The sequence below is a fragment of the [Muricauda] lutisoli (nom. illeg.) genome (genome assembly GCF_017313105.1).
Taxonomy (GTDB): domain Bacteria; phylum Bacteroidota; class Bacteroidia; order Flavobacteriales; family Flavobacteriaceae; genus Flagellimonas; species Flagellimonas lutisoli.
The window spans coordinates 1,487,294-1,512,243 of record NZ_JAFLND010000001.1; the positions used below are offsets into that span (position 1 = coordinate 1,487,294).

A 24,950-nucleotide genomic window follows, 5' to 3' on the forward strand; every position below is an offset into this window, starting at 1 on the left:
AATACTTGATAAAATAATAATGATGTTGAAAGATTCCATGAAGACCATTAACGAATATCAGAGGTCCAAAAAGTTAAACGATCTTGATTTGGATTATGCCGATCTTCAGGATGAGTTTGAACGCTTGGTAAAATTGGCCAAATATATAACTGATACGGATATTTCCTATGTTAACCTAATCGATAATTATTCACAATGGACCATTACCTCATCGATTTCAGAACCATTTCAAGTTGACCGCGAAGATTCAATTTGCCAATACACCATACAAGGAGAGGGCATCCAAGAATTACCAAACCTTGATCAGGACAAAAGATTTAGTGACAATCCTTTTGTAAAACGGGATAAGTTGAAATATTATCTAGGAATACCATTAAAGGTGAGTACCGGGGAAAATATCGGAGCCCTATGTGTATTGGACCAAAGTGAAAAAAACATATCACTCGAAAAGAAAAGACTATTACAGTTGATTGCCGATGAAATTGTGGGAAAATTGGAAAACAAAAAGAAGTTGGACCAACTGGAGGACCAATTGGCCAGTGCCATTAAAGAACGCTACCAAATAGCGCATGACATCAGAAGCCCATTGGGAGGGATACTTGGTCTTACTTCTACTATTGAAGAGGAAAATATGGATGCCGAAGAATCCAAAGCTTATTTTAAATTGATCAATGGTTCGGTTTCGAAGTTAATGGAATTGACCGACGATATTTTAGAAAAACGCCAAAAGCTTCGAGATAAAAATCAATTTGACCTTTCCTCTTTAAAAGCGCATTTGGAAGAGCTTTACTTAATTCCTGCAGGCAATAAGGATATCGCACTTGATGTAAGTTTTGACCAGACAAAAAATCAATATAAATTTTCACGAAGAAAACTGCTCCCCATTATAGGGAACCTTATTGCCAATGCCATTAAATTCACTCCTCCCAAAGGGAGTATAGCCGTTACACTTGATATCATGGAAATGGACAAAAAAGCCTTTCTTACGGTAAAAGTATCCGATAATGGAATAGGTATGTCAAAGGAAAAACTGAAAGACCTGACAAACGATACCTTAGGTCTAAATCCAGGAACAAATGGCGAAAAGGGATTTGGTTTGGGCCTTCAGCTTGTAGCAGAGATGGTAAATAGTATCGATGGTAAACTAAATGTTGTGTCTGCAGAGGACAAAGGGACTACAGTGGATGTGACAGTACCCATTTAATGCAATTTAGTTTTAGAAATAAAAATTCCTTCCTTTAAAAGCAATAAAATTCATCTTTATCCAAACGGATGAGGGAATGCCATCAAGAAATCACACTCTCGGAAACGTCCACGTTCTTCACGGTTCTACCTTTGTTAATGGATAACCGAACATCTTCCAAAATCAAATACAAACATGGAACAATCACTAGAATGATGGCTGTCGCGAACACGATACCAAACCCTAATGAAATGGCCATGGGAATTAAATAAAAAGCCTGACTCGAGGTCTCTAAAATAATAGGGGCCAATCCACCAAAAGTGGTCATGGTTGTCAAAATAATCGGGCGGAACCTTCGTAAACCAGCTTCGTGAATGGATTTATATATGGGATCTCCCTCTTTACGCCGTTTATTGGCATAATCAATCATGATCAAGGAGTCGTTGACTACCACACCGGATAGTGCGATAACCCCCATTAAACTTACCAAAGAAAGGTCGTAACCCAATAAAATATGTCCAATGACGGCCCCAACGATTCCAAACGGAATTGCCGTCATTACGATCAAAGGCTGCACATAACTACCAAATGCAATGGCCAACAGTGCATAGATCAAAAGCATGGCAATAGTAAAACCTGCCCGAAGGGTGCTCGTACTCTCACGCATATCGGCCTGGCTCCCCTCAAACGTCCAAGTTATTCCAGGATAATCGGCCCTGAGTTGGGGCAAGGTTTCTTCCTGTACCTTTGCGATTACCCTGTTCACTGCATTTGCGGGTTCCACATCCATTCCTACATTGACCACTCTACGACCATCTCTGCGATTGATGCTGGTAAATGCTTCGCGTTGCTGTACCTCGACAACATCCATTAAGGGTACTTCAACGCCGTCCTGTGTCCGTATCAGGAAGTTTTCAAGATTTTTGATGTCCTTGCGCTCTTCCATTGGAAGTTTTACACGGACTTCAACTTCGTCCATACCACGAAGTTGTCTCATGGCCAAGGCTCCAAAAAATCCGTTTCTCACCTGTCTTCCAACTTCGTCGGAAGTTAGCCCAAGGTTTCTGCCCTGTGGCAAAAGTTTAAAATCGTATTGTAGTTTTCCTTTGTTATAGTTGTCCGTAACATCCCGTGTATTGGAAAAAGCATTCATCCGCTCTACAAATGCCGCACTCGCATTTTCGAGCACTTCAATATCGGTATGGCTCAAATCAATACTAATGGCCTGACGCGCACCTCCTGGACCCCGTTCAGCTTCGAAAGTAATTTGATCCACCCCTTCAATGTCCCCGATATTGTCCCGCCATAACGAAATGACTTCACCTGCGGTTATATCCCTTTGGTCCGGCGGCAACATCACAATCTCCACATCTATAAAGTTCTGTCCTCTTACGTTTGTTTTGATTCCCTCTGCTACCTCATACAAGTTATGTTCCTCGAACATTCGTTGGGTGGCATCGGAGATATCGTGGGCCACTTTTGCGGCTTGGTCGGGCGTGGTGCCTACGGGCAAACGTACACCTGCTTCGATTTCATCCGCCGCCACTTCGGGCATCATGATCATTCCCATGTGTCCGCTATAACCGTACCCTCCAACGATCAGCAATAAAGCTATTGCACTGGACAGGGTAATATATCGGTGTTTCAGACATTTATCCAACAGTGGACGGTACCTTCTATCTACAAATTCATTGAACTTATTGGCGAAGGAACTCTGCCAACCTTCCAATTTATGCACCCATTTGTTCTTGCTCGGATTCTTTTTTAGGTGGGCCAAGTGAGAAGGTAAAATAAATAAAGCCTCCAACAACGATACGGCCAATATCACGATGACCACCGCTGGCAATGGTTGCCAAAATTTACCCGTTTCCCCTGGCATAAAAAGTAAGGGTACAAACGCAATAATCGTTGTAGTGATGCTGAACACCACGGGTAGAGAAACATCCTTAGTACCCGCAATGGCCGCCTTTAGGGGACTTAATCCCTTTTTTCGGTATTCGTACACATTTTCTCCGACCACAATAGCATCATCAACTACGATACCGAGGACCACCAAGAACCCAAACATGGAAATCATGTTCACACTTATACCAATAAGCGGCAAGAAAATCATACCGCCGATAAAGGAAACTGTCATTCCCATCATCACCCAAAAAGCGAGACGGTATTCCAAGAAAAGGGTAAGTATGAGCAAAACAATGATGATTGCCAACACACCATTCTCGGTAAGCAGGGACAATCTTTCGCGATAGTCGGACGCCCTATTGCTATCGGTGCGGTAATTAACGCCTGGTGGTAATTGAAAATCTTCCAGTACACCCATGGCCACATCCTCTATTTCCATGGGGGATTGGTCTCCGATTCTAAAAATCTGGAGCTCTACATAGTTCTCCTGGTTAAATTGTCCATGAAAACCAGTTTCCTCAAAGTCATCTGTAATGGTTGCAATGTCGCTAAGGCTGACCTTGGCTCCGGATGGGGCTGAAACAATGGTGATGTTTCCATATTCGTCCGCCCATTGTTTACGCTCCTTCATCCTGAGCAAAATTTCCCCACTTTGCGTTTGTACGGCTCCTGCGGGGACATCATTACTGCTTTGACGGATAATGTCGGCCACCTGTCCAAGGGTCAAATTATATTTTTGGAGGTTATTCCGGGTAATCTCGATTCGGGTCTCATAATCGGGCACATTATTAAGTTCCACTTGAGTAATTGCAGGGTTACTTAACAATATAGTCCGTAATCTTTCTGCAAGTATTCGAAGGGTCCATATATCCGCTTTTCCATAAAGTCCTATTTGAAGTACATCCCGCTGTCGCGATCGTAAACTGACTTCGGGCCGTTCAATGTCATCTGGAAAAGTTCTTATCCGGTTGATCGCTTGGTCGATATCTTGGAACGCCTTCATTCGTTCGGAACCGGCAACCAGTTCAATACTGACCTCAGCCGAACCCTCATTGGCTTGAGAAACAATCTCTTTTATACCCTGAACGCTCCGAACCGCTTCCTCCACAGGTTGAAGCACTCCCTGTTCCACCTCTGCCGGTGAGGCTCCCGGATAGGCCACGGATACATCTACAAAATCAAGCTGAAATTCGGGAAAAACCTCCTTTTGGATGGTATACATCGTAAAAATACCTCCGCCCAAAAGTATCAGCATCAATAAATTTGTGGCAATGGAATTTCTGGCCATGTATCCGATGGCCCCTTCTTTTCTCACTTTTTTATCCGAATCCTTTTCTTCCATCATGGCGTTTTTTAGTCATTTTCCTCTTCTGAAGCTCCTTCGGAACGCGTCCTAAGTTCTATACCGTTCGTAACCGTACTCAAATTAGTGGTCACCACTTGGTCTCCATCTTCCAGACCTGATTGCACATAAGCGTATTGATTATCGGTAAGCACGATATCCAATTCGCGTATTTCCAGTAAATTATTCTTCATCACCCAGGCCGTTTGATCGGTCCTGACCAAATCGCGGTCGAGACGTACCACATCGGGAATGGAGTCAGCCTGGATGTTTACCTCCACAAAGGTCCCGATCATCAATTTAGGAGCACTCTCTAGCTCTTCTGAGGTTGCCAAAGGGTCTTCCACCCTGACCAATACTCTTGCTAGCCGCGTTTGATTGTCCAAGGCACCGATTTGCCTATCCAAATATCCTTCACGCTGGGTACCTGCCGGCCAAGCAGAAGAATTTTCTATATGAACAATCGACCCTTTTTCATCATTTGATTCTGGGAATTTTAACCATTGTAAACGGGAAACTGGTACTGTTGCCGTTACCCAATAGCTATCGGTACCAACTATCCTTCCCAGATTATCTCCTTGGGCCACTTGGCTACCCACAGTTACATTCTGGCTTAAAATATGGGCATCAAAAGGTGCTCTGATCGTGGTACGTTCCAAATTCAACTGAGCTTGGTTCATGGAAGCCCTTGCGGCTTCAATAGTTGCCTTTACCGCATTTAATTGTGGTTGACGGAGTACCAATTGTGTTTCGTTATCGGATAGTGGGTTATCCCCGAAAAGGGAATCGTTGTTGATAAGCTGCAGATCTTGTTCGGCAATCTGTTGGCGTCCCATTTCCGTGGCCAAGGCGGTTTCGGATTGCAACAGCTCACTTTTTCGGAGTTCCAAAGTGTTTCTGTAATCTGAAGGATCTATTTGCAACAGGACCTCTCCTTTGGTTACAAAACCACCAGGGGTAAATGCTGGATCCCGACGAATGATCTGGCCAGAGACCAATGGACTGAGAATAACATCTTCCACGGGCTGTACGGTCCCTGTGGCCACTATGGTAGGGGCGTAAGTTCCTTTTTTCGCGTCAACCACGTCGACCAAAATTGCGGTCTCAATGGTGGCACCTTCGCTCTGTGCTTCAGGTTCGGTTGAAAATATGAGTGCAGTCACCAATATTCCACCTACCAAAATGGCCAAACAGATGTATATTATTTTTTTATTGTTCATAGAGTTCGTCCAGTTTACTTTTTTAATCTTCTATTGTTCTTCCTGTATCAAATCCTCCTGCCAATGCACGATACAAGGCTATCCTAATCTGCACGTGCTGTAATTGGGCGGCCACATAATCTCTTCGTAATTGTTGTTCTTGGTCCAACCCCAATAGTACGTCCAAATAAGGACTGAATCCGTTCAGGAATTCGACGCGTAGTTGTTTATTGCTTTTTTCGGCAAGTTCCAATTGCCTGCTGATATTCTCGAGTCGTTCTGTTTGCTTGACATCCTGTACCAAAGCATCCTCAACCTCCCGAAAGGCGACCAAAGTGGCTTGACCATATTGGTACAATCGCTGTTGTTTTATAGCCGTTGTCCTGTCTACCTCGGCATTAAGGCGTCCCCCATAAAAAAGTGGTGCCAAGAGGTTTCCTGCCAAGGAATAAGCCCAGTTGTCAAAAAGGTTATCAAAGTTATTGGAGCGGAGCTGTCCACGTCCGCTTAATGTAATCCTTGGATATTTACTTTGAACTGCCGAAGCCATATCCCTATCTGCAGCCAACAAAAGGGCAAAAGATTGTTTGAGGTCCGGCCTTCGCCTGACCAATTCCAAGGGCAATCCGGCATCGGGTAATTTTGGAACGGAGGGCATCGTAGCTTCTTCCAGAATAATTCCTTGTTGTGGTTGTTTCCCCAACAGTACGGCCAATTGGTTCTCAAGCAACTGCACATTGGTCTCAAAAATGATTTTTTGTTCCTTGGTACTTTCCAGCAATTGTGCCTGACGCAAAATATCGACCGCTCTTATTTGCCCTCCTACAAAACGGGAGCGTATTAGCTTGATAATAGCTTCATTTGTTTTAATCTGATTTTCGGTAATCTGTAGTTGCTTTTTGGCGGCCTGTAGTTGGTACCAAGTCGTAGCTATCTCCGCGGAAAGTGATAAGGCGAGGGTTTCATAGTCAAAATAACTGGCCTCGGACCTGAATTTTTCCGCATTGACTGCAGTTCCGATACGCCCCCACAAATCCAATTCGTAACTGGATAAAAAACCCAATTGGGTATTTTCACCCCCCACAAAGTCTGGTTCTGGAAGGGTTCTTGCCGTTTGGGCAGAAGCTTCAATGGATGGCCATTTATTCGACCTCTGTGACCTTACGGACGCCCTTGATGCCAAGAATTGTTGCCAAGTGGCAGCTAAATCCATATTGGATTGCATCGCACTGTCGATCAATCTGTTCAAGCTTTGATCCTGAAATGCTTCCCACCATTTATCCGGAATCATGGAATCACCTTCCATAGTGAATTCTTGTAATTCATTAATAGGTGGTGATACATTGGAATACTTGGGTGAGCAGTTGAATTGTAGGAACCCAACTAAACATAAAAAGAACAGTGTCAAAAGGCTGCGCCTGGGGTCAACCTTAAGATTACCTCTTATTTTGATTTTCTTTCTCATACCTTGATTTGATGGTTGCAGTTTTACAAGACCCATCTTACTTAATAAAATGATTTTCAAGGTATTTTGAAAAAAAAACCATTCCAACGGCAATACATATACCCCAAACGGCAATTTTGGCCCTAGCAATGCAATTTGGAACAATAGCAATCCTGTCCGCTACCTGATATAGCGGCTCTATTTTATTCCTTTTCCTTCTTTAAGACGGTAAGCGGTGAGTTCCTCACTATACCGATACTGTTTCCTACACCGAGGGCAAAAACCAACAAAGTGATCGCCGGAAGAATAATGACGAATGGAATCCATGAAGGGGTGAATGCTGTTTCAAACAACATATAAGCTAATAGACTACTTCCTAAAACGGCAAGCAATACGCCCATAAAAGCTCCCAAAAAGCCAAGGACTGCATACTCTATGGCAATCATTTTTAATATTTGAGCGCCTTGGGCCCCTAAAGTCCTCAGCAATGCACCTTGCTTTACGCGTTGGTGCTTGCTGCTGTAAATGGCACCCATGAGCACCGCCACCCCAACGAATATGCTAAAGAAGGCCATAAAGTTGATGACCCATCCTATTTTGCCCAGTATATCCTCCAAAAGACTTAATATTCGTTTTAAATCCAGGATGGAAACATTCGGGAATTGACGTACCAATTGCTGTTGAAGCTTGGCCGAACCCATATCGTCGGATGTTCTGGTCGTCATTACCCCAAATTGTGGAGCATTTTCGAGCACCCCCGATGGAAAAACAATGGAAAAATTGGGCTGCAATCTACTCCAGTCCACCTCACGGATACTTTGCACAACCGTATTCATGATCCTACCCTGTACATTGAAGGAAACAGGATCACCTATGGTGACTTTGGCCATGTTGGCAAAATCGCTGCTCACAGAAATGGGTACATTGGAATCTGTATCCACCGTACTTACCCAATCTCCTTCTAAAAGACGTTCGGAATTGATCAGGCTATCCCGATAGGTTACTCTGAACTCATGATTCAATATCCATCTTCCCACCTGTGATGTGGTATCTTTTCTGATATCTTCCACATGTTCCCCGTTTAAGGTTTCTACCCGCATGGTAACAATCGGAATTTTGTCAATAACTGGATATCCAGCTTCTTTGATGGTATTGGACACCCCATCCACCTGTTGGTTCTGGATATCCATCAAAATCATATTGGCACTGTTGGCACTATCCTCAATGGCCGCTTTTTCCAAGAGCATATCCTTGGTAAAGTAAAGCGTACTGATCAGAAACGTTCCTATACCAATGGCCAACACCAATACCAGGGTCTGATTTTGGGGACGGAATAAATTCTTCAGGCTCTGGCGAGCAATGAAACTCCATGAATACGGGAAAAACTTTTTCAACATGGCCATAAAGAATCGGGCCACAGCGGTCAAAATCAAAAAGACGACCAATAATCCTATCACAAAAAACAGAGAGCGCATAATGTCTCCCAAAAGCCAAAATGAAAAGCAAAATACAAACAGAACAATGCCCAAACCAACGGCTGTTGTTGCCCATTTGGAACGGGACTGTTTTTCCTGTACTACGCGCAAAGCCTGTAAGGGGGAAACGTACAATGTTTTCATTAAGGGATAAAGCGCAAAAAGTATGGACATGGCCAATCCCAAAGACAACCCCAGTACAATACTCTGTAAAGACAAAGTGACATCGACGTCTACGGGCAACAAATCACCCAACAATATGGGGAACAATTGCTGCAGCCCATAACCAATGGCCGTTCCCAGCAAACCGCCCACAATGCCCATGCAGGCTATTTGAATAAAGAAAATAAGGTAACTCTGCCGTTTTGAAGCTCCCAAACATTTAAGCACGGCGATGGATTTTATCTTCATTTGGACATAAATCCCCATACCGCTCGCGATACCTACGCAGCCCAAGAGCAGGGCTATGAACCCTACAAGGTTGAGGAACTTTCCGAAGTTTTCGTACCGTCGACCCAATCGGCGGGCTTCGGACAGGTGCGTATCCAAATCGGCCTCTTCGGCATCGAGCACGGGATCTACCTGCTCATCCAATAGTGCCATATCCTCGTTTGCATCGGCCTTAAAGTAATATTTGTACTCGATACGACTTCCTGTTTGCACCAGACCTGTCGATTCTATGAATTCGAAAGGAATCAAAATCGGAGGTGCTATGGCTCCAAAAACCGAGGTGCTCCCTGGGACTGCTTCCAATTCGCCCGCTATGGGCAAGGTAACGGCTCCCAATTTTATACTATCTCCGACCTTTAGGTTGAGTTGAAGCATGGTGGTGGCATCAACAAGGGCTCCACCATGTCTAAAGTCATTAGTTGCCGATTCGGGCTCGGTTCCCAATTCGCCATAGAACGGAAAACCACCTTCCACACCCCTGACCTCCATGAGTTTGGTTCCATCGTTACCAGGAAAAGCGGCCATGGACATAAAATTGATTTCCCGCGCATCCGCGCCACCCAAAGAGTCCATAATACCCATCACCTTATCGTTGACGGGTTTATCACTTTCGATGACATAATCGGCTCCCAACAGTGCTTTAGACTGCGATGCAATATTATCCTTGAGCAAGCCGCTAAAGGAATGTACACTCACCACTGCGGCCACACCCAAGGTTATGGAAAAAACAAATAGTAAAAGTTTACCATAGCTTGCCTTACCATCGCGCCAGGCCATTTTTAGCAACCAAGAAAATCCAGCGTTGTTCCTTTCCATATTATCCAACAGTTTCCTCGATTTTGCCCGATCGTAGGCGAATGCTCTTATCCGTTTTTTGAGCCAATTCCAGATCGTGGGTCACGATTACGAGTGCCGTGCCCTGCTCTTTGTTGAGTTCAAAAAGCAAATCCTCTATTTTGGTTCCCGTTTCATCGTCCAGGTTTCCTGTAGGCTCATCCGCAAAAAGAATGGAAGGTTTATTGGCAAAGGCACGGGCCAAAGCCACACGTTGTTGCTCACCACCCGATAGTTGGGACGGGTAATGCCCTTCCCTATTTTCCAGACCTACCTTGGCCAAGAGTTCCTTTCCGTGGGCCGTTGCTTTTTTTACACCTCGCAGTTCCAAGGGAACAATCACATTTTCCAAAGCCGTCAAAGTGGGCAATAATTGAAAGTCCTGAAATACAAACCCAACATTCTCGTTCCTCAAACGTGCTCTTCCATCTTCATCCAAGCCGAACAGATTCTGGTCGCAAAGCCATATTTCACCTTCGTCGGTAGTATCCAATCCTGCACAGAGTCCCAATAAGGTGGTTTTACCACTTCCCGAGGGGCCCACAATTGCAAAACTTTCTCCACTTTTCACTTCAAAAGAAACATTATTGAGCACATTAAGATCATGTTCACCGCTCCGATAGGTTTTAGAGAGGTGCTGAACTTTTAATATCTTTGACATATCACGCTTTTGGTTAAAACTCTCAAAATACTAAAATTGATTATGACCAAGAAAATCCCAAGCTTCCGTTTGCCGTTAATGTTTTGTTATTTTTTGACCCTTTTGCTAGTTGGTTGCGGTGAAAAGAGCTCAAAAAAAGAAGCTACCGAAGTATCGACCACCGAACAAACCGAAGTAACGGAGACAACCGACCCATCTAAAAAAATACTGTTTTTTGGGGATAGCCTAACAGCAGGATATGGACTTGAAGTGAGCGAAGCATTCCCTGCTTTGATCCAACAAAAAATAGATTCACTAGGTTTGGGGTATTCCGTGATAAATGCCGGATTGAGCGGAGAAACCACCGCTAGTGGAAAAAACAGATTGGAATGGGTTTTGGAGGACGATGTTGACATCATTATCATTGAACTGGGTGCCAATGACGGGCTCCGAGGTGTTCCCTTGAGCGAAACAGAACAGAACCTGCAAAGCATGGTGGATACGGTACAAAGCAAATTGCCCGAGGCCAAAATTATCCTGGCCGGCATGAAGATCCCGCCGAACATGGGGCCGGAATACACTACGAAATTTGAAAGCATTTTTCCAGAATTGGCCGCTTCAGAAGACATTGAATTGATTCCTTTCCTGCTAGAAAATGTTGCAGGAATCCCTGAACTCAACCAAGGTGATGGCATCCACCCGACGGTTGAAGGACAGAAATTGGTTGCCAATAATGTTTGGGAAGTATTAAAACCCATGCTTTAAAGGAACCGAATTGAATACTTCAAGACCATTGAACATGGAGTAAAATCGATTTTTCCATAAAAGAAAGCTTATTTTAAAAACAATATTGTGGGAATTCCCCTGTTTTGATATTTTTATTTGATTTTCAAAACATTCCCCAAGATGACGTTAAGCCAATCCATCTTTCACAATACCTCCATCCCATTTGCAATTCTAGATGCACAACAGTGCTTCGTTGATTTTTCCAAACAATGGTTAAGTCAGTTCGACCTAAATCCAGAAATAGAGGGTAAAGACTTTTTAAATGAGATGCCCGAACTGCCCGAAGAACTAAAACTGGACATCAAGTATTGTTTGGAAGGTATTGAACATCGGTCGGATTCCAAAAGATTGATCTTGGCCAATGGTGATTCGGTTTGGTACGATTGGAAAATAAGCAGTATACATGAAAATGATGTTGCCTCACCGAGTGTTCTGATTATTTTAGAGGATATCACCGATAAACGAAGGGAGGAGGAACTTATGATCAGGTCACAAGAAGTCGCCAGAATCGGTGGCTGGGAGATGGATTTGGTCAAGAACAGCCTTTACTGGTCAAAAATCACCAAAGAAATCCATGAAGTTCCAGAAGATTATGTTCCCGATATAGAAAGGGCTATTTCCTTTTACAAAGAAGGTCAAAGCAGGGACACCATTACCCATTTGGTACAAAACGCGATAGATTTTGGAAAGCCTTGGGAAACAGAATTGGAAATCATCACTAAAAATGGCAAAGAACTATGGGTGCGTGCCATTGGAGAGCCCGAAATGGTCAACGGAAAATGTGTTAGAATCGTAGGGACATTTCAGGATATTGACAGAAGAAAAAGAATAGAGCTTGGATTTAAAGTGGTAAGTGAAAGGTTGTCCTTGGCCACCAAAACAGTAGGTATTGGTATCTGGGAATACAATATTCCCGACAATCAGGTGTATTGGGATGAAAACATGTACTTGTTGTATGGTATTCAAGAGGCTGACTTTGATGGCGTGTTGGAAGCGTGGCAGGCCTGTGTACACCCCGACGACATTGAACGAACCTCTATCGAGGTGAATAATGCCATTTCGGGAATCAAGAATTTCGACACCATTTTTAGGGTAATTTGGCCCAATGGTGACATACGCTGGATCAAGGCTGGAGCTACCATTCTTTGGGATGGAGATGAAAATGCCCTTAAAATGATCGGAATCAATGAAGATATCACCGATTTAAAAACAACGGAATTAGAATTGCTCAAAAGTGAAGAATCACTTCAAGGCACTCTGGAAAATTCATCAATTGGAATGGCACTGGTGGGCAAAGATGGAAGCTTTATTAATGTAAACCCAAGTCTCTGTGAAAGTTTGGGGTATTCCAAGGAAGAGCTTTTAAATATGACTTTTCAAGAAATCACCCACCCGGAAGATCTTGAAATTGATCTCTCCCATTTACGAGAACTCATAGAGGGCAAAAGAAGCACTTATCAGATTGAAAAAAGATATTTTAATAAAAACGGGGAGATCGTTTATATCATATTAACCGTTACTGCTGCGAGAAATATAGACGGCAACATTTCACATTTCATTTCTCAAATTGTGGATATTTCCGCAAGAATAAAAGCGGAAAAAAAATTAAAGGGGCTCTTGGAGCTATCCACCAGCCAAAACAATAGTTTGTTGAACTTTGCACACATTGTATCACATAACCTAAGGTCCCACGCTGCCAACCTCACTATGATCAGTAGCTTTTTAAACGATGAAACACTTGGGGAGGCCGAAAAAAACGATAGTTTGGGTATGTTGAACAGAGCATCCGATGGACTAAATGAAACCATTGCCCATTTAAATGAGGTGGTACAGGTAAAGCTGGAAACAGATAAAAAACTAAAATCAATACAGCTTCCCTACATTGTGCAAAAAGTTCTAATGGATATTCAGGCCTTAATCGATAAAAATGATCTGCAAATAAGTGTTGATGTTCCCAAACAACTAGAGGTAAAAGGGGTTTTGGCATATCTGGAAAGTGTTGTACTGAATTTGGTATCCAACGCGATCAAGTATAGGGACCCCGAGAAAAGAAAATCGACCATACATATAAAAGCATGGGAAGAAGGCCAAAATGTTGTCTTGGAGGTAGCCGACAACGGACTGGGCATTGACCTTGATAAATATGGCAAAAAACTCTTTGGAATGTACAAAACCTTCCATAGGAATAAAGATGCCCGTGGCATTGGCCTATTTATAACCAAAAACCAAATTGAATCCATGGGAGGACAAATATCCGTGGATAGTTTGCCCATGAAAGGAACAACATTTAAAGTAGTGTTATTAAAAGGGTAGCGTCTCGCTGTAAAGCTTATTTTTTGAAACGGTAGAGATAAGGAGCCCTATTCTGAGCTCCGGTAAATTTCTTACCCAGCCTTTCCAAAACATTAAGGCCAAGTATTTTCTTTTGAAAGTTGTTCATGGGGAACTCCCTGTCGTAAACAGCTTCATAAAGCTCCTTTACCTCGCGCATGGTAAATTCTTCGGGGAGCAGGTTGAACCCAATTAGTTTTTCATCAAGATTTTGACGCAGTGCCTTGTGTGCCGCAGCAACGATTTTATTGTGATCGTGGGTCATGTTCGGGAGCTCATCAATACTTACCCATTTCAAAAATTCCTCGAACTCCCCTATCCTCGGCTCCACCTTATTCAAATCAACCAAAGCATAGTAACCAATGCAAACAAAACGGCTGGTTACCCAATCTATGGCCTCATCATCAAATCTGTTGGAATCAAAATTGCGCAGCCCCGCTCTCACCAAATCCCTAAACTCGCTTCCAATAATCCTGTCCGGACCACCAAAAGCCCTAAACTGTTCCAAATAAATATTGTCCAATCCTGTTCGCTCTCTTAAAATTCGAGAGGCTGCCTCGTCGATACTCTCGGTCTGTAAAATATATCCTCCTGGAAGGCTCCATAAATTCTCTCCATAACTTAATTTGGAAATCAAAACCTTCAATTCTTTGTTCTTATAACCAAAAATCACACAGTCAATTGAAAGCTGTGCTATGTAATCTTCTATGTTAAACTTACCCATAATCCTTCAGTTAATGCAGACAACATGATACAAAGTAAACATTAGTTTCCAGGCATATTATATTGGTAAAGTTAAGAATTCATTTCTATTATCTTTAATTTAGAAAATAAAATGTATATTTATCCGGCACACCAAAACTAAACTATCATGAAGATATTTTGTCAACTTCAGCATTGCTTTTTTCACCATATAAAGCAGTTGTCACAAAAATATACCCTGTTTATTATTGGGGCACTTTTAAGTTCTTCTTTGTTTTCTCAACAGCAAGATTCTCTAGCAATCATCCAACTATTGGAAAAAGAAGGGCTCACATGGCGTATGGGTGACAAACAAGCCCATGCAGACTGTTGGCAGGCGCAACCCTATAGCCGTATTTTAGTTTCCACCGCGGACGGACGCACCCTAGACATTCCTACCGAAACGATTATTGATCCACCGTCGAGCATGCTGGGAAACGGAGGATTCGCTTTCCATTCCAACCATAAAATGAAAATTGGTGATAATACCGCTTGGGTCGCCCATGACGAAGTTTCGGTTGACACTAATGGTAAAGAAACCCTTTCGCACGAAATTCGTTTACTGGATAAAATTGATGGTAATTGGAAATTGGTAGGACAATCCCTCCATTTCTATAATCATCCCCCGGAAAATAAAATTGATACCACTAGCTATATTCAAACTGTGGATATAGCATCGGGTAGAATTGAGACCGTGCTCAGTATTGATGAGCATTTTGAAGCTCCCAACTGGCACCCTGACAATTACCTGATCGTGAACAGTATGGGGAAATTGTACACTTTGGATTTAAAAACCAAGGATTTAGAGCTACTAAATACCGATTTTGCGGACCAGAGCAATAACGACCATGGTATTTCCCCCGACAATAAATGGTTGGCCATAAGCCATAACGATGTGACAGACCCGTCGCCCAAAGCCTACAAATCGGCCATTTATGTCTTACCCATAGAAGGTGGGAAACCTAGAAGGGTGACATCGGAAGTGATGTCCTTTTGGCATGGTTGGTCACCCGACGGAAAACGTTTGGCTTATTGCGCGGAGCGCAACGGAAATTATGATGTATATACCATAAGTGTGGATGGAGGAAAGGAAAAAAGGTTGACCACGGCAGAAGGTCTGGACGATGGCCCTGAATATTCGCCTGACGGAAAATATATTTATTATAACTCGTATAAATCCGGGCATATGCAAATCTGGCGCATGCGCACCAACGGAAAAAAACAGGAACAATTGACTTTTGACGAAAACTCCAATTGGTTTCCACACCCTTCCCCAGATGGTAAATGGATTGTGTATATTGCCTATACATCGGACCAAAAACAAAATCATTTGTTCGGTAAACAGGTTAAATTGAGGCTAATGAATCTAAAGACCAAGGAAATTAAGGACATAACCCCTGTTTTCTTTGGAGGACAAGGTACGATCAATGTACCATCTTGGAGTCCCGACAGTAAAAAATTGGCCTTTGTGAGTTATTCCGTCAACTAAACCATCAAAAAATCAAGTACATGAAAAGTAACAATTCAAACAAAAGAAGAAAGTTTTTACGGCAGATAGGAGCCACTACATTGGCCTCTGCGGCCACTCCCTTCGCCTCTTTTGCAGCCCAAGAAAAAGCAGAGGAGCGAATATTGCGATACGACCGGGAATTTTCCAACAACGATAAGGTAAGAATAGGGGTCATAGGGTACGGAGTTCAAGGGCATTTTGATTTGAACACTGCACTTCGTGTTCCAGGCGTTGAACTTGCTGGCATATGTGATCTGTACCAAGGCAGGTTAACAAGGGCCCAAGAAGAGTATGGAAAAGATCTATTTGTTACCAGGAGCTACAAAGAGCTCTTGGACAAAGATGATATTGATGCGGTATTGATTTGCACCACAGATGTTTGGCACTCCCGCATAACCTTGGATGCTCTTGCTAAAGGCAAGCACGTTTATTTGGAAAAACCAATGATGCACAAAATAGATGAGGGGTATCCCATGATGAAAGCTGCGGAAAAATCGGGGAAAGTATTTCAGGTGGGAAGTCAAAGGGTGAGCAGCGTTGGTTACGCCAAGGCCAAAGAGCTATTGGCCGCTGGGGAAATAGGCGATCTAAATATGGTACAAGCGGCCTGGGACAGGCAAAGTTCCATAGGGGCTTGGGAATATACTATTCCAGATGATGCGAGCCCAGAGACCACCGATTGGGACACATTTATTGAGGTAACGGATAAAATGGAATTTGATGCCAAAAAATTCTTTTGGTGGAGAGCTTTTAAAGAGTTCGGTACTGGGGTTGCAGGTGACCTCTACATCCATTTGTTGAGTGGAACCCATTTCATCACCAATTCAAAAGGGCCGGAAAATATTTACAGTACAGGACAATTTAGTTACTGGAACGATGGCCGAAACATGCCCGATGTAATGTCCGGGGTAATGCAATATCCGAAAAGTGAGGAGCACCCCGCATTTCAATTAAATCTGCGCGTCAACTTTATTAGCGGAACCGGAGGTCAGGAAATCATACAATTGATAGGTTCCGAGGGAACAATCACCATAGACCGCAACGACATTATAGTAAGTTATAGCAAAATGCCCGAAGCGCCAGGTTTTGGAGGGTATGATTCCCTCTTTACCTTTCCAGAGGAAATGCAAGATCGAATGACGGCAAATTACAATGCCAAATGGACCGAAGCACAACAAAAAAGACATCCGAAAGGTGATGTGATCTATAAAGCCCCTGAAGGATATAGCGATCACTTGGATCACTTTACCAATTTTTTTGATGCTATCCGGTCTGGAAAAGAGGTAGTGGAGGACGCCGAGTTTGGTTTTAGGGCAGCTGCTCCGGCATTAGCCTGTAACACCAGTTATTTTGATAAAAAAATCATGCACTGGGATCCCAAGAAGATGAAACTCGTATAACAAATTTCTCATTGTTTCTTTTGGAAAGCATAAGGAGGCATTAGGGTTTTCCCAATGAGGTATCTCGGATTGTTTTACCACAAATGGGATCAGCCTATTGTCTCCCCAAAAGATTCAACTTTTTCCCACACATCTCAATAAATCTCTACATTGGAAATCACGGGACTTCCAAGAGCTTCGGTTATTTCCACTTTTATTTTAGAAGTGTTGGTTCCATTCAGGGGTAAAATTCTTTTGTAGCCAATCGTTGTTTCATTGCCTACTTCTTTCCAATCATTATCAACCCAAGCATATACTTTAAACGCGACCACTCGCTGCCCAAGGGCTATATGCTCCTGAACAACTAAATAGTTTAGTTTTTGGGCCGTATCCATCTCAATTTGAAATGATGCTTCGGTTATTTCATCGTCTGTGGCCCAATAAGTGTTATCGTCTCCGTCGGTCAAGTTCAATGGGGAGAACCTTTTGTCGTTACCCCTAAATGTGCTGGCCACAACTTTTGTGGATCTGGCTAAATTATTTTGAAAAACACTGTCCAAAATCTTTCTAAAACCTTGTAATGCCTCCACATCATTTTCATGGAACAATCCCCTTGTATCCGGGGGAATATTTAAAAGTAAGGTAGAGCCCCTTCCCACAGAGGTAAGGTAGCGCTCAAACAAATTTTCGGGGGTTCTTACCAAGCTATCCTCAGCTTTGTGGTAAAACCATCCCGGTCTTATGGATACATCAACTTCGGCGGGAATCCATTCACTCCCCCCTTTGGTACCATGTTGCAATAATTCTTCAATGCCGGATTTACCTGCATATAGCGTATCGGGGGTAATGGTATTCCAATTGGTTTTTCCAGCAATACCTCGCTCATTGCCCACCCATCGTAAACTTGGACCTGCATCGCTAAAAAATAATACTTGTGGTTGTATGGAATCGACCATTTTCAATGTTGTGGGCCAATCATAGTAATTCTCTCTATCGATTGTCCTTGTTTCTCGAGCACCTCCGTAATAACCATCACCACCATTGGCTCCATCAAACCACATTTCAAAGACAGGTCCGTAACCGGTAAAGAGTTCTTTGAGCTGATTTCGGTAATACTCAACATAAGAATCTTGCCCATAATCGGAGTGGTTCCTGTCCCAAGGAGATAGGTAAACCCCAAATTTGAGTCCATGTGCCGCGGCTGATTCCGATACTGATTTTACAATATCCCCATTACCCGATTCAAACGGACTATTCTTAATGGAATGCTCGGTATAGGCCGATGGCCATAAAGCGAACCCATCGTGATGCTTTGCTGTTAAGATAACTCCCTTGAAACCCGTATTTTTTAACACTTTCATCCATTGATCCGCATTGTATGATGTTGGGTTGAAGAGTTCCGGAGATTCATCGCCATACCCCCATTCCTTATCGGTAAAAGTGTTTATGGTGAAATGGATAAATGCATTCATTTCCATTTGGTGCCAGGCCAATTGTTCTTCAGAAGGAATGGGTCCGAGCGGTGCGGGAGGTTGGACCATGTTCTCTTTTTGACATGATACATAGGCCAAAGAAACAATTATGATAAAAGCGTAAATAAGGTTCCTCATGATAAGTGGTTTATCCAATTTGGAGCTATTTGCTCAAAGATGGCATCAAGATACTCAAATCGCTTTATTCCACCTCGTGGTTTTATGGACTGGATCTCCCAAAAACCTTTGCTGCCTCCTATCAAATTTATAATCAAAAATTAGAAGTTAGGGAAAAGGTTACTTTTGTAACAATCAAAGATCCCTAAGTTGAAAAGTGAAATTGTACAATTATTGGAAAAAGCTTTGGACCTAAATGAGGAGGAGGCCAATGCCATTACAGAATGTATTCCGATCAAAACCTATTCAAGGGGCCAGATGTTGCTCCGAGAAGGACAGGTCTCCAATGAATCTTACTTCAATATTTCTGGGTTGGTAAGGAAGTACTACCTGGTGGATGGTGAAGAAAAAACGACAGACTTTTACGCGGAACAAGATGCTATTTCATCCTTGCGAAGTTATCACCTTAAAATACCTTCAAATCATTATTTGGAATGTATAGAAGATTGTAAGTTGGCTATTTTGTCTCGAGAGAAAGAACAGGAACTTTTTAAAAGGGTCTCGGGTTTTGAAACCCTCTGCCGGGTTTCTGTAGAAGAAGAACTTGGAACACACCAAGACAAACTCGCCCAGTTTATGATTTCCTCCCCAGAACAAAGGTATGTTTCACTTATGGAAAACAGGCCAGAACTACTGCAACGGGTACCACAGTATCACTTGGCCAGTTATTTGGGCGTGAAACCGGAATCTTTGAGCAGGATTAGAAAGCGTATTGCAAGAAAGTGAAAAGCAACAGGTTCTTTATTGAGCTTTTTTTAATCCCTTTATTAACAACCATATAGTAAAGGAAAATTCCCCTACTACCCCGAACAGTACCACCATTAATTCAAAAAATTGGTCATAGTCAGTGTAACCGGGCAATACCAGTTTTGCTGAACAACTCACCAAATACCCCAAAGCTGCCAAAAGCAATAAATAGCCAATACTTTTTGGAATTATAGTGGACTTGACGGACAAATACCCCAAAAACGCAAGGTGAACTCCAAAAAATAACAATCCAAGCGTCCATACCCCATCAAATCTTTCCAGTGAATGCATAATGCAGTCCTCCAGGTTTACCCCCATACCAATAGGATTAACCGTTATTAGGTAAATCCTTATCAAACTTATCAGAGCAATGCCGAAACCAATGGCATGTAACATTCGAAACACGGAGGCCACTATCGTTAGTTTTCGGTTTGTCTGCTTAGTTAAAGGATACAAGGAAAACACAAGGACTACATCAAAAATAAGCATATCCAAAAAAGCTAAAATGCCACTTCCCAATCTCGTGCGTTGTCCTATGAAGTTGGCAACGGTCACATCAACATTATCGGGTACAACCATAGTTTCTAAAATGGAAAAATTGGCGTAAAACCCCGTTATGAAAATCATAAGGTAACTTAAACCCGATATCACTAATGCTTTTCTAAGATCCATGATATTCCTTTTTGATTTAAAAAATGTATGTAAAGGTAGATCGAATTGATTTTCAATATATTGACTTTGGTTAAGAAGCACTTTAAAAATAAAAAGTTACTTGTTGACATGAACATTAATTGGCCACAAAGTCTTTCGTCCATTAACTTTTATTAATTTTCTGAATCAATTTCTGGGTTTTGGATATAAAGGAAATACTGTTATCACATTTAAGGGAAACTATTGTTTTAAATACCGAAGAGGAATCCATAGTGCTTGATAGTTATACGGAAAGGCACCTTAAAAAGAAAGAGGTCTTGCTTTTTGCCGGGGAAGTGTCCAACCACATGCGGTTTATTGCTGAGGGCAGTTTACGAGCTTACCATATGGATGAAGAGGCCAAGGAGCATATTGTACAATTTGGTATTGAAGGCTGGTGGGTAAACGACCTCTACAGTTATTTAACGGAAACTCCCGCTAAACAATTTGTGCAGGCTATAGAACCAACCATTGTGTTGCAAATACACCGAGACACACTGAACAAACTTTATGAAAAAGTTCCCGCCATTGAACGATTCTATAGATTAAAGTTTGAAAAGGCCTATGTTGCCTTACAGGACCGTACCATTAACTCTATGAGCAAATCGGCCGAAGAGCGCTATTTGGAATTTAGGTCAAAGTATAGGAGCATTGAGCAGCGTGTTCCACAATACATGGTTGCTTCCTATTTGGGCATCACCCCAGAGTTTTTGAGCGCCCTTCGAAAAAAGATCAAGTAATACCCTTTCTTAATACACCTTAAGATTAACGGTTTTTCCCTGTAATAGGTTTGCGTTGACATACAAATCAGCGCATTATGAAAAAAATTATTGCATTTACCGGAAGTACCAGTCACCATTCCATAAACCGAAAACTCCTAAAATATATTATAAGGGAATTCCCGAACGATGGAATAGAATTTCTTGATCTTAAGGAGTACGACATTCCAATCTACAGTACTGAAATTGAGAAAAAAGGAATTCCGATTTGGACCAAAGAACTTTTTCAAACTTTTGCCTCAGCAGATGGATTTATTTTAGCTTCTCCTGAGCATAATGGACTTCCATCCGCTTTTTTAAAAAACCATATCGACTGGCTTTCAAGAGTAGACCAACGCTTTTTGCAAGACAAGCCGATTTTATTGTTGAGCACTTCACCAGGGGCCACCGGAGGTAAATCGCATTTAGAAATTTTGGGAAAATTGGTCCAGCGATGGGGCGGTGAACTGGTGGGCCAATTTTCTTTGGGCGACTTTTATCGAAATTTTGACTGCCACACCAATACGCTCTGTAAATCAAAAGATGAACAGTCGTTGAAACAGTTAATCGAATCCCTTTTGAATTATCAAAAACAACCAAAGGAGAGTTATAGGACCCAAAGGGAAATTGAACTTTTCCTGAGCAAAATTGTGGACCAATATAAAAACAAAGGTTACTTATAAAATTGAAACCATGAACAAAGCAATTATTAATCACTTATTCGAGTTTTGGACCCAAATAGGAAAGCAAGGTGGATTCCTAACCAAGGAAAATGGTCTTTTGTTTACAAACCCTTTAAACAACTCATGGCCAAGTAAGGTTTTTGATATTGATCATGAAAAACTGGACATTGATGACCTACGTAGAAAAATCGGTTTTGGAGCGATACCGAATTCGATTGCAACCTATGAGGACGATACCATAAAAACCATTCTGGAATCCCATCAATTTAGACGCTCTTCCAAAATCAAGGCGATGGCTTTGGATACTTTCGGAGTCCTCTTTGAGGATATAAATGAAACCGAGTTTATAACTGTAAGCACTAATGACGAAGCTAAAACATTTGCAGATGTCGCCTCCGAATCTTTTGGCTACCCTGTTAAAGCATCCACCATCATCCCATTAATTGACAAGCCTTCATTCAAAATCATTTTGGGAAAACACGATAAGGGTATCCCCACATGCGGTATGGTCTATATTGATGAAAATGGCGTTGCCGGTATACACATGATCGGCACTAAAGGAGCCTATAGAGGATTGGGGCTTGGAAAAAAAATGACCCAATTCTTGATCAATCAATCCATAAAAGCCCAGAGCAGGAAGGTCTTTCTTGTTGCATCTGAAGCCGGGGAAAGAATATACACTAAAATGGGATTCACCTCCCATGGGTTTTTGGAGAGTTATTCCTTACCTTTAGAATAACACCACACACCCCCATTTCTTTGACTTTTAGAAGATATCTTACAGTTTTAGGAAATAAAAAACACTCAGTATGTATGCGGTAATATATCAGTTTGATGTTGTCCCTGGTCTTGAAAAAGACTTTGAGAGAACATGGCAGCTTGCAACAGAGTCGTTTATAGCACATGCCGGAGGGCTTGGCTCCAGGCTCCATAAAAATGAGGCGGGCAGCTATATAGCCTATGCCCAATGGCCAAACAAGAATTGCTGGGAGTCCGCTAGACAAAAATTGCCGAAAACAGCTCTAGAAAACCTGCAACGGATGAATGAGTATTGTGAGGGAATTACAGTACTGTTCAATATGGAAGTGAAAAAAGATTTACTGTTGTAAAAATATCAATTCAACCTTTTTGCAGGTCTTAGGTAAGTCAATACTACCAGTAAAATAATCTGAATTGCCAGTACAATTATTTTGGGATTGATTTCCTGATAGTTTACAAAAAGTGCAGCATGCATGGCTATATAAATCCACAACAGGTAGAATCCCCATTTGCCACGCGCTATAATACCTACCGCCCCTGCTGTTAGCAAAATACCCATTACCAGGATATAGGCAAAATATCCTGAAGTAGTAAAAGGGACCAACTGTTTACTTGAACGAGCATTTATAAATTTTTCAACCTCTAAAGTAGCGTCATTAAGCTCTTCAAAACTTATTATTTCCGATGTTTGAGCAAGCAATACGGTACCGACACCAATTCGAATAATCCCATATCCCAGTAATAGAATCAATATTATAAGTCCTATTTTATTTTTCATTTTTGATTGATTGATTTTTAGATTTCGTTTTATTAATTATTCCTTCAAAAGGCTACCAATACTCGGTAATCCTATAAATTTTTCCATCCTTAAACTCAAAAAGAGCCATTTGGGCCTCTCCCTCCACTATTTTGTCTTCCTCTTTTTTTATGAAACGTTTGCTGACGGCAATGGCATTCAGCCCAACAATTTTATTTTCCATTTTGATATCGACCACACTGCCATCATAACCACCATTGTTCTGGTTGCGTATGTAACCGTTGTATAGATCTTCCCTGGTGTATACTCCTCCATATTGGGGATGCACATAAGTAAAATCGTTGGTAAACAGTTCAAAGATATTGTCAACGTCTTCTGGAGTCGAGTCTGCTTGAAAAACCTTTAGGTTTAATTTGTAGTATTGATCCAATATAAGATTTAAGGGATCTTTATTTGTATGTGATGGATCCTGAGCATTGATTTGATTAAAAGTAATACTCAATAATAATATGCCTTGGATGTATTTAAGCTTCATTTCTCTATTGTTTTTTGGTCAAGTGTTGGATTGCATTCTTTTTTTTGGTCAACAAGCTTTCTGAATTCGGATACTTTTTCAACAAAAGATCATATAGTTCAATTGCTTCCTGAAACCGATTGTTTTTTTCATAAAATGTGGCTATTTGGGATACGGCATAGTCCCTATTTTCTATCAACTCTTGTATAAATACATCTTTATCCATGGAATTCAACAAGGTTTCAAAATGATAAAAATCATCGGCCCGCATAGCACTGCGAACAATGGTAAAACGCGACCATAGCGAAAGATTAGGTTCAAACCCATAGCGCTTGGCCCTTTCCCGAGCATGATTCAAAGCATACGCCATACCTCCCGCATTGATAAATTTTATCAGGTTGTTCGTTTCAAACTCCTGATAATATTTAAAATAGTCCCGCAATCCATGGTACAAGGTGGGATACCCTGTGGAACGGTGTTCTTCCAGTTCAAACTCAAAATATTTCCAGTCAAGCCCATCAATGGGGTTCGATGTCAGTTTTCTGTTCAATTTTTCAGTACTGTGCATCACATCATACTCATCGGGGCTTACCGCAAAATAAAGCTGGGTTTCCATGTTGGATGAAGTGTCCAAATCATCAATAGCATCAAAAATCGGGAATGGACTGGCCATCAAATAGGCATTAAAAAGTGTAGGGTGGTCCATCATCATATGAAAAACAAAGCTTCCGCCATATTCCCAACCAAAAAGCAGGTTTTCTCCCTTGGTTCTGAAGTTTTCGTTCACATAGGGCATCAATTCATCTTTTAAAAAGCCCTTGAAATTTTCCTTTTCCTTCCCAAAATGCCCAAACCTGTTGGGATAACTATTGTTAATCCCCACAATAATAAATTCGGGGGCCAGTTTAAATTGTTGGAACGATTGGCTGAGGCTGACCACGTGTAAAAAGAAACGTTGCCCATCCAACACATAAACCACGGGGTATGTTTTGTCAGAATCTTGATAGTCTGGCGGCAAATAAATCTGAACTCCCCGCTCTTCATTCAATATTTTAGAGGAAAGAAGGTGGTTGGTGCCGACTACATTCGGAATACCCTCCGATTGAGCTTGTACACCAAAAAACATCAAAACAATCGCAATGGTCGCCGTTATTACTTTCATTTTCATAGTAGA

21 protein-coding genes are annotated in these 24,950 nt (G+C 41.9%); 10 read left to right on the forward strand and 11 right to left on the reverse strand.

The features are described 5' to 3' along the window. The first annotated feature begins 22 nt into the window (after positions 1-22). On the forward strand, positions 23-1,204 hold the full coding sequence (locus J0X13_RS06935; RefSeq protein ID WP_207070684.1) for a GAF domain-containing sensor histidine kinase: 1,182 nt from the start codon (positions 23-25) through the stop codon (positions 1,202-1,204). A gap of 82 nt (positions 1,205-1,286) precedes the next feature. Here the strand turns inward: J0X13_RS06935 and J0X13_RS06940 are convergent, their stop codons facing one another. The 5 genes from J0X13_RS06940 to J0X13_RS06960 all read right to left on the reverse strand — a co-directional run bounded on the left by J0X13_RS06940 (position 1,287) and on the right by J0X13_RS06960 (position 10,493). Then, entirely contained in the window at positions 1,287-4,433 is a 3,147-nt protein-coding gene (locus J0X13_RS06940; RefSeq protein ID WP_207070685.1) for an efflux RND transporter permease subunit, read from the reverse strand. A gap of 8 nt (positions 4,434-4,441) precedes the next feature. Further along, on the reverse strand, positions 4,442-5,650 hold the full coding sequence (locus J0X13_RS06945; RefSeq protein WP_207070686.1) for an efflux RND transporter periplasmic adaptor subunit: 1,209 nt from the start codon (positions 5,648-5,650) through the stop codon (positions 4,442-4,444). A gap of 22 nt (positions 5,651-5,672) precedes the next feature. Next, positions 5,673-7,094 carry an efflux transporter outer membrane subunit gene (locus tag J0X13_RS06950; RefSeq protein WP_207070687.1) on the reverse strand — a complete coding sequence of 474 codons (1,422 nt, stop codon included), beginning with the start codon at positions 7,092-7,094 and terminating at the stop codon, positions 5,673-5,675. A gap of 182 nt (positions 7,095-7,276) precedes the next feature. Beyond that, positions 7,277-9,814, reverse strand: a complete 2,538-nt coding sequence (locus J0X13_RS06955) for an ABC transporter permease (RefSeq protein ID WP_207070688.1) — start codon at positions 9,812-9,814, stop codon at positions 7,277-7,279. Between the two features lies 1 nt (position 9,815). Beyond that, positions 9,816-10,493, reverse strand: a complete 678-nt coding sequence (locus J0X13_RS06960; RefSeq protein ID WP_207070689.1) for an ABC transporter ATP-binding protein — start codon at positions 10,491-10,493, stop codon at positions 9,816-9,818. Positions 10,494-10,535: 42 nt separating this feature from the next. Here J0X13_RS06960 and J0X13_RS06965 point away from each other — a divergent pair, with 42 nt between their 5' ends. Further along, complete coding sequence (locus J0X13_RS06965; RefSeq protein ID WP_207070690.1) at positions 10,536-11,237, forward strand: arylesterase; 702 nt, start codon at positions 10,536-10,538, stop codon at positions 11,235-11,237. Positions 11,238-11,378: 141 nt separating this feature from the next. Continuing rightward, complete coding sequence (locus J0X13_RS06970; RefSeq protein ID WP_207070691.1) at positions 11,379-13,571, forward strand: PAS domain-containing sensor histidine kinase; 2,193 nt, start codon at positions 11,379-11,381, stop codon at positions 13,569-13,571. A gap of 16 nt (positions 13,572-13,587) precedes the next feature. On the opposite strand, the gene J0X13_RS06975 is transcribed toward J0X13_RS06970, so the two are convergent. After that, positions 13,588-14,313, reverse strand: a complete 726-nt coding sequence (locus J0X13_RS06975) for an NUDIX hydrolase (RefSeq protein ID WP_207070692.1) — start codon at positions 14,311-14,313, stop codon at positions 13,588-13,590. 147 nt (positions 14,314-14,460) lie between these two features. Here J0X13_RS06975 and J0X13_RS06980 point away from each other — a divergent pair, with 147 nt between their 5' ends. Together J0X13_RS06980 and J0X13_RS06985 are read left to right on the forward strand one after the other, a co-directional pair. Continuing rightward, the gene (locus tag J0X13_RS06980; protein ID WP_207070693.1) at positions 14,461-15,819 is read left to right on the forward strand and encodes a TolB family protein; all 1,359 of its coding nucleotides are present in this window, start codon (positions 14,461-14,463) and stop codon (positions 15,817-15,819) included. Positions 15,820-15,839: 20 nt separating this feature from the next. After that, positions 15,840-17,240 carry a Gfo/Idh/MocA family protein gene (locus J0X13_RS06985; RefSeq protein WP_207070694.1) on the forward strand — a complete coding sequence of 467 codons (1,401 nt, stop codon included), beginning with the start codon at positions 15,840-15,842 and terminating at the stop codon, positions 17,238-17,240. Positions 17,241-17,374: 134 nt separating this feature from the next. On the opposite strand, the gene J0X13_RS06990 is transcribed toward J0X13_RS06985, so the two are convergent. Further along, positions 17,375-18,829, reverse strand: coding sequence for an alpha-L-fucosidase (locus J0X13_RS06990; RefSeq protein WP_207070695.1), 1,455 nt, complete (start codon positions 18,827-18,829; stop codon positions 17,375-17,377). Between the two features lie 189 nt (positions 18,830-19,018). Here J0X13_RS06990 and J0X13_RS06995 point away from each other — a divergent pair, with 189 nt between their 5' ends. Further along, positions 19,019-19,594: a Crp/Fnr family transcriptional regulator gene (locus tag J0X13_RS06995; protein ID WP_207070696.1), complete on the forward strand. Its 576-nt coding sequence runs from the start codon at positions 19,019-19,021 to the stop codon at positions 19,592-19,594. Positions 19,595-19,609: 15 nt separating this feature from the next. Here the strand turns inward: J0X13_RS06995 and J0X13_RS07000 are convergent, their stop codons facing one another. Then, on the reverse strand, positions 19,610-20,287 hold the full coding sequence (locus J0X13_RS07000) for a DUF4386 domain-containing protein (RefSeq protein ID WP_207070697.1): 678 nt from the start codon (positions 20,285-20,287) through the stop codon (positions 19,610-19,612). Between the two features lie 179 nt (positions 20,288-20,466). Here J0X13_RS07000 and J0X13_RS07005 point away from each other — a divergent pair, with 179 nt between their 5' ends. From J0X13_RS07005 to J0X13_RS07020, 4 genes are all read left to right on the forward strand, one after another. After that, positions 20,467-21,045 carry a Crp/Fnr family transcriptional regulator gene (locus J0X13_RS07005; RefSeq protein WP_207070698.1) on the forward strand — a complete coding sequence of 193 codons (579 nt, stop codon included), beginning with the start codon at positions 20,467-20,469 and terminating at the stop codon, positions 21,043-21,045. 77 nt (positions 21,046-21,122) lie between these two features. Further along, positions 21,123-21,746, forward strand: a complete 624-nt coding sequence (locus J0X13_RS07010; protein ID WP_207070699.1) for an NADPH-dependent FMN reductase — start codon at positions 21,123-21,125, stop codon at positions 21,744-21,746. A 10-nt stretch (positions 21,747-21,756) separates the two neighbouring features. Beyond that, entirely contained in the window at positions 21,757-22,485 is a 729-nt protein-coding gene (locus J0X13_RS07015; protein ID WP_207070700.1) for a GNAT family N-acetyltransferase, read from the forward strand. A 70-nt stretch (positions 22,486-22,555) separates the two neighbouring features. Next, positions 22,556-22,855: an antibiotic biosynthesis monooxygenase family protein gene (locus J0X13_RS07020; RefSeq protein ID WP_207070701.1), complete on the forward strand. Its 300-nt coding sequence runs from the start codon at positions 22,556-22,558 to the stop codon at positions 22,853-22,855. Positions 22,856-22,860: 5 nt separating this feature from the next. Here J0X13_RS07020 and J0X13_RS07025 read toward each other — a convergent pair whose 3' ends face one another. From J0X13_RS07025 to J0X13_RS07035, 3 genes are read right to left on the reverse strand one after another with little or no spacing between them, the layout of a single operon-like run. Then, positions 22,861-23,283: a hypothetical protein gene (locus J0X13_RS07025; RefSeq protein WP_207070702.1), complete on the reverse strand. Its 423-nt coding sequence runs from the start codon at positions 23,281-23,283 to the stop codon at positions 22,861-22,863. A gap of 52 nt (positions 23,284-23,335) precedes the next feature. Then, entirely contained in the window at positions 23,336-23,797 is a 462-nt protein-coding gene (locus J0X13_RS07030) for a nuclear transport factor 2 family protein (RefSeq protein ID WP_207070703.1), read from the reverse strand. A gap of 4 nt (positions 23,798-23,801) precedes the next feature. Continuing rightward, the gene (locus J0X13_RS07035) at positions 23,802-24,944 is read right to left on the reverse strand and encodes an alpha/beta hydrolase-fold protein (RefSeq protein WP_207070704.1); all 1,143 of its coding nucleotides are present in this window, start codon (positions 24,942-24,944) and stop codon (positions 23,802-23,804) included. Positions 24,945-24,950 lie beyond the last annotated feature (6 nt).

What these genes read in the sequence shown, in the direction of transcription:
- J0X13_RS06935 (WP_207070684.1), top strand. Translation starts at nt 23, where the DNA reads ATGTTGAAAGATTCCATGAAGACCATTAACGAATATCAGAGGTCCAAA.
- J0X13_RS06940 (WP_207070685.1), bottom strand. Translation starts at nt 4,433, where the DNA reads ATGATGGAAGAAAAGGATTCGGATAAAAAAGTGAGAAAAGAAGGGGCC.
- J0X13_RS06945 (WP_207070686.1), bottom strand. Translation starts at nt 5,650, where the DNA reads ATGAACAATAAAAAAATAATATACATCTGTTTGGCCATTTTGGTAGGT.
- J0X13_RS06950 (WP_207070687.1), bottom strand. Translation starts at nt 7,094, where the DNA reads ATGAGAAAGAAAATCAAAATAAGAGGTAATCTTAAGGTTGACCCCAGG.
- J0X13_RS06955 (WP_207070688.1), bottom strand. Translation starts at nt 9,814, where the DNA reads ATGGAAAGGAACAACGCTGGATTTTCTTGGTTGCTAAAAATGGCCTGG.
- J0X13_RS06960 (WP_207070689.1), bottom strand. Translation starts at nt 10,493, where the DNA reads ATGTCAAAGATATTAAAAGTTCAGCACCTCTCTAAAACCTATCGGAGC.
- J0X13_RS06965 (WP_207070690.1), top strand. Translation starts at nt 10,536, where the DNA reads ATGACCAAGAAAATCCCAAGCTTCCGTTTGCCGTTAATGTTTTGTTAT.
- J0X13_RS06970 (WP_207070691.1), top strand. Translation starts at nt 11,379, where the DNA reads ATGACGTTAAGCCAATCCATCTTTCACAATACCTCCATCCCATTTGCA.
- J0X13_RS06975 (WP_207070692.1), bottom strand. Translation starts at nt 14,313, where the DNA reads ATGGGTAAGTTTAACATAGAAGATTACATAGCACAGCTTTCAATTGAC.
- J0X13_RS06980 (WP_207070693.1), top strand. Translation starts at nt 14,461, where the DNA reads ATGAAGATATTTTGTCAACTTCAGCATTGCTTTTTTCACCATATAAAG.
- J0X13_RS06985 (WP_207070694.1), top strand. Translation starts at nt 15,840, where the DNA reads ATGAAAAGTAACAATTCAAACAAAAGAAGAAAGTTTTTACGGCAGATA.
- J0X13_RS06990 (WP_207070695.1), bottom strand. Translation starts at nt 18,829, where the DNA reads ATGAGGAACCTTATTTACGCTTTTATCATAATTGTTTCTTTGGCCTAT.
- J0X13_RS07000 (WP_207070697.1), bottom strand. Translation starts at nt 20,287, where the DNA reads ATGGATCTTAGAAAAGCATTAGTGATATCGGGTTTAAGTTACCTTATG.
- J0X13_RS07010 (WP_207070699.1), top strand. Translation starts at nt 21,123, where the DNA reads ATGAAAAAAATTATTGCATTTACCGGAAGTACCAGTCACCATTCCATA.
- J0X13_RS07015 (WP_207070700.1), top strand. Translation starts at nt 21,757, where the DNA reads ATGAACAAAGCAATTATTAATCACTTATTCGAGTTTTGGACCCAAATA.
- J0X13_RS07020 (WP_207070701.1), top strand. Translation starts at nt 22,556, where the DNA reads ATGTATGCGGTAATATATCAGTTTGATGTTGTCCCTGGTCTTGAAAAA.
- J0X13_RS07025 (WP_207070702.1), bottom strand. Translation starts at nt 23,283, where the DNA reads ATGAAAAATAAAATAGGACTTATAATATTGATTCTATTACTGGGATAT.
- J0X13_RS07030 (WP_207070703.1), bottom strand. Translation starts at nt 23,797, where the DNA reads ATGAAGCTTAAATACATCCAAGGCATATTATTATTGAGTATTACTTTT.
- J0X13_RS07035 (WP_207070704.1), bottom strand. Translation starts at nt 24,944, where the DNA reads ATGAAAATGAAAGTAATAACGGCGACCATTGCGATTGTTTTGATGTTT.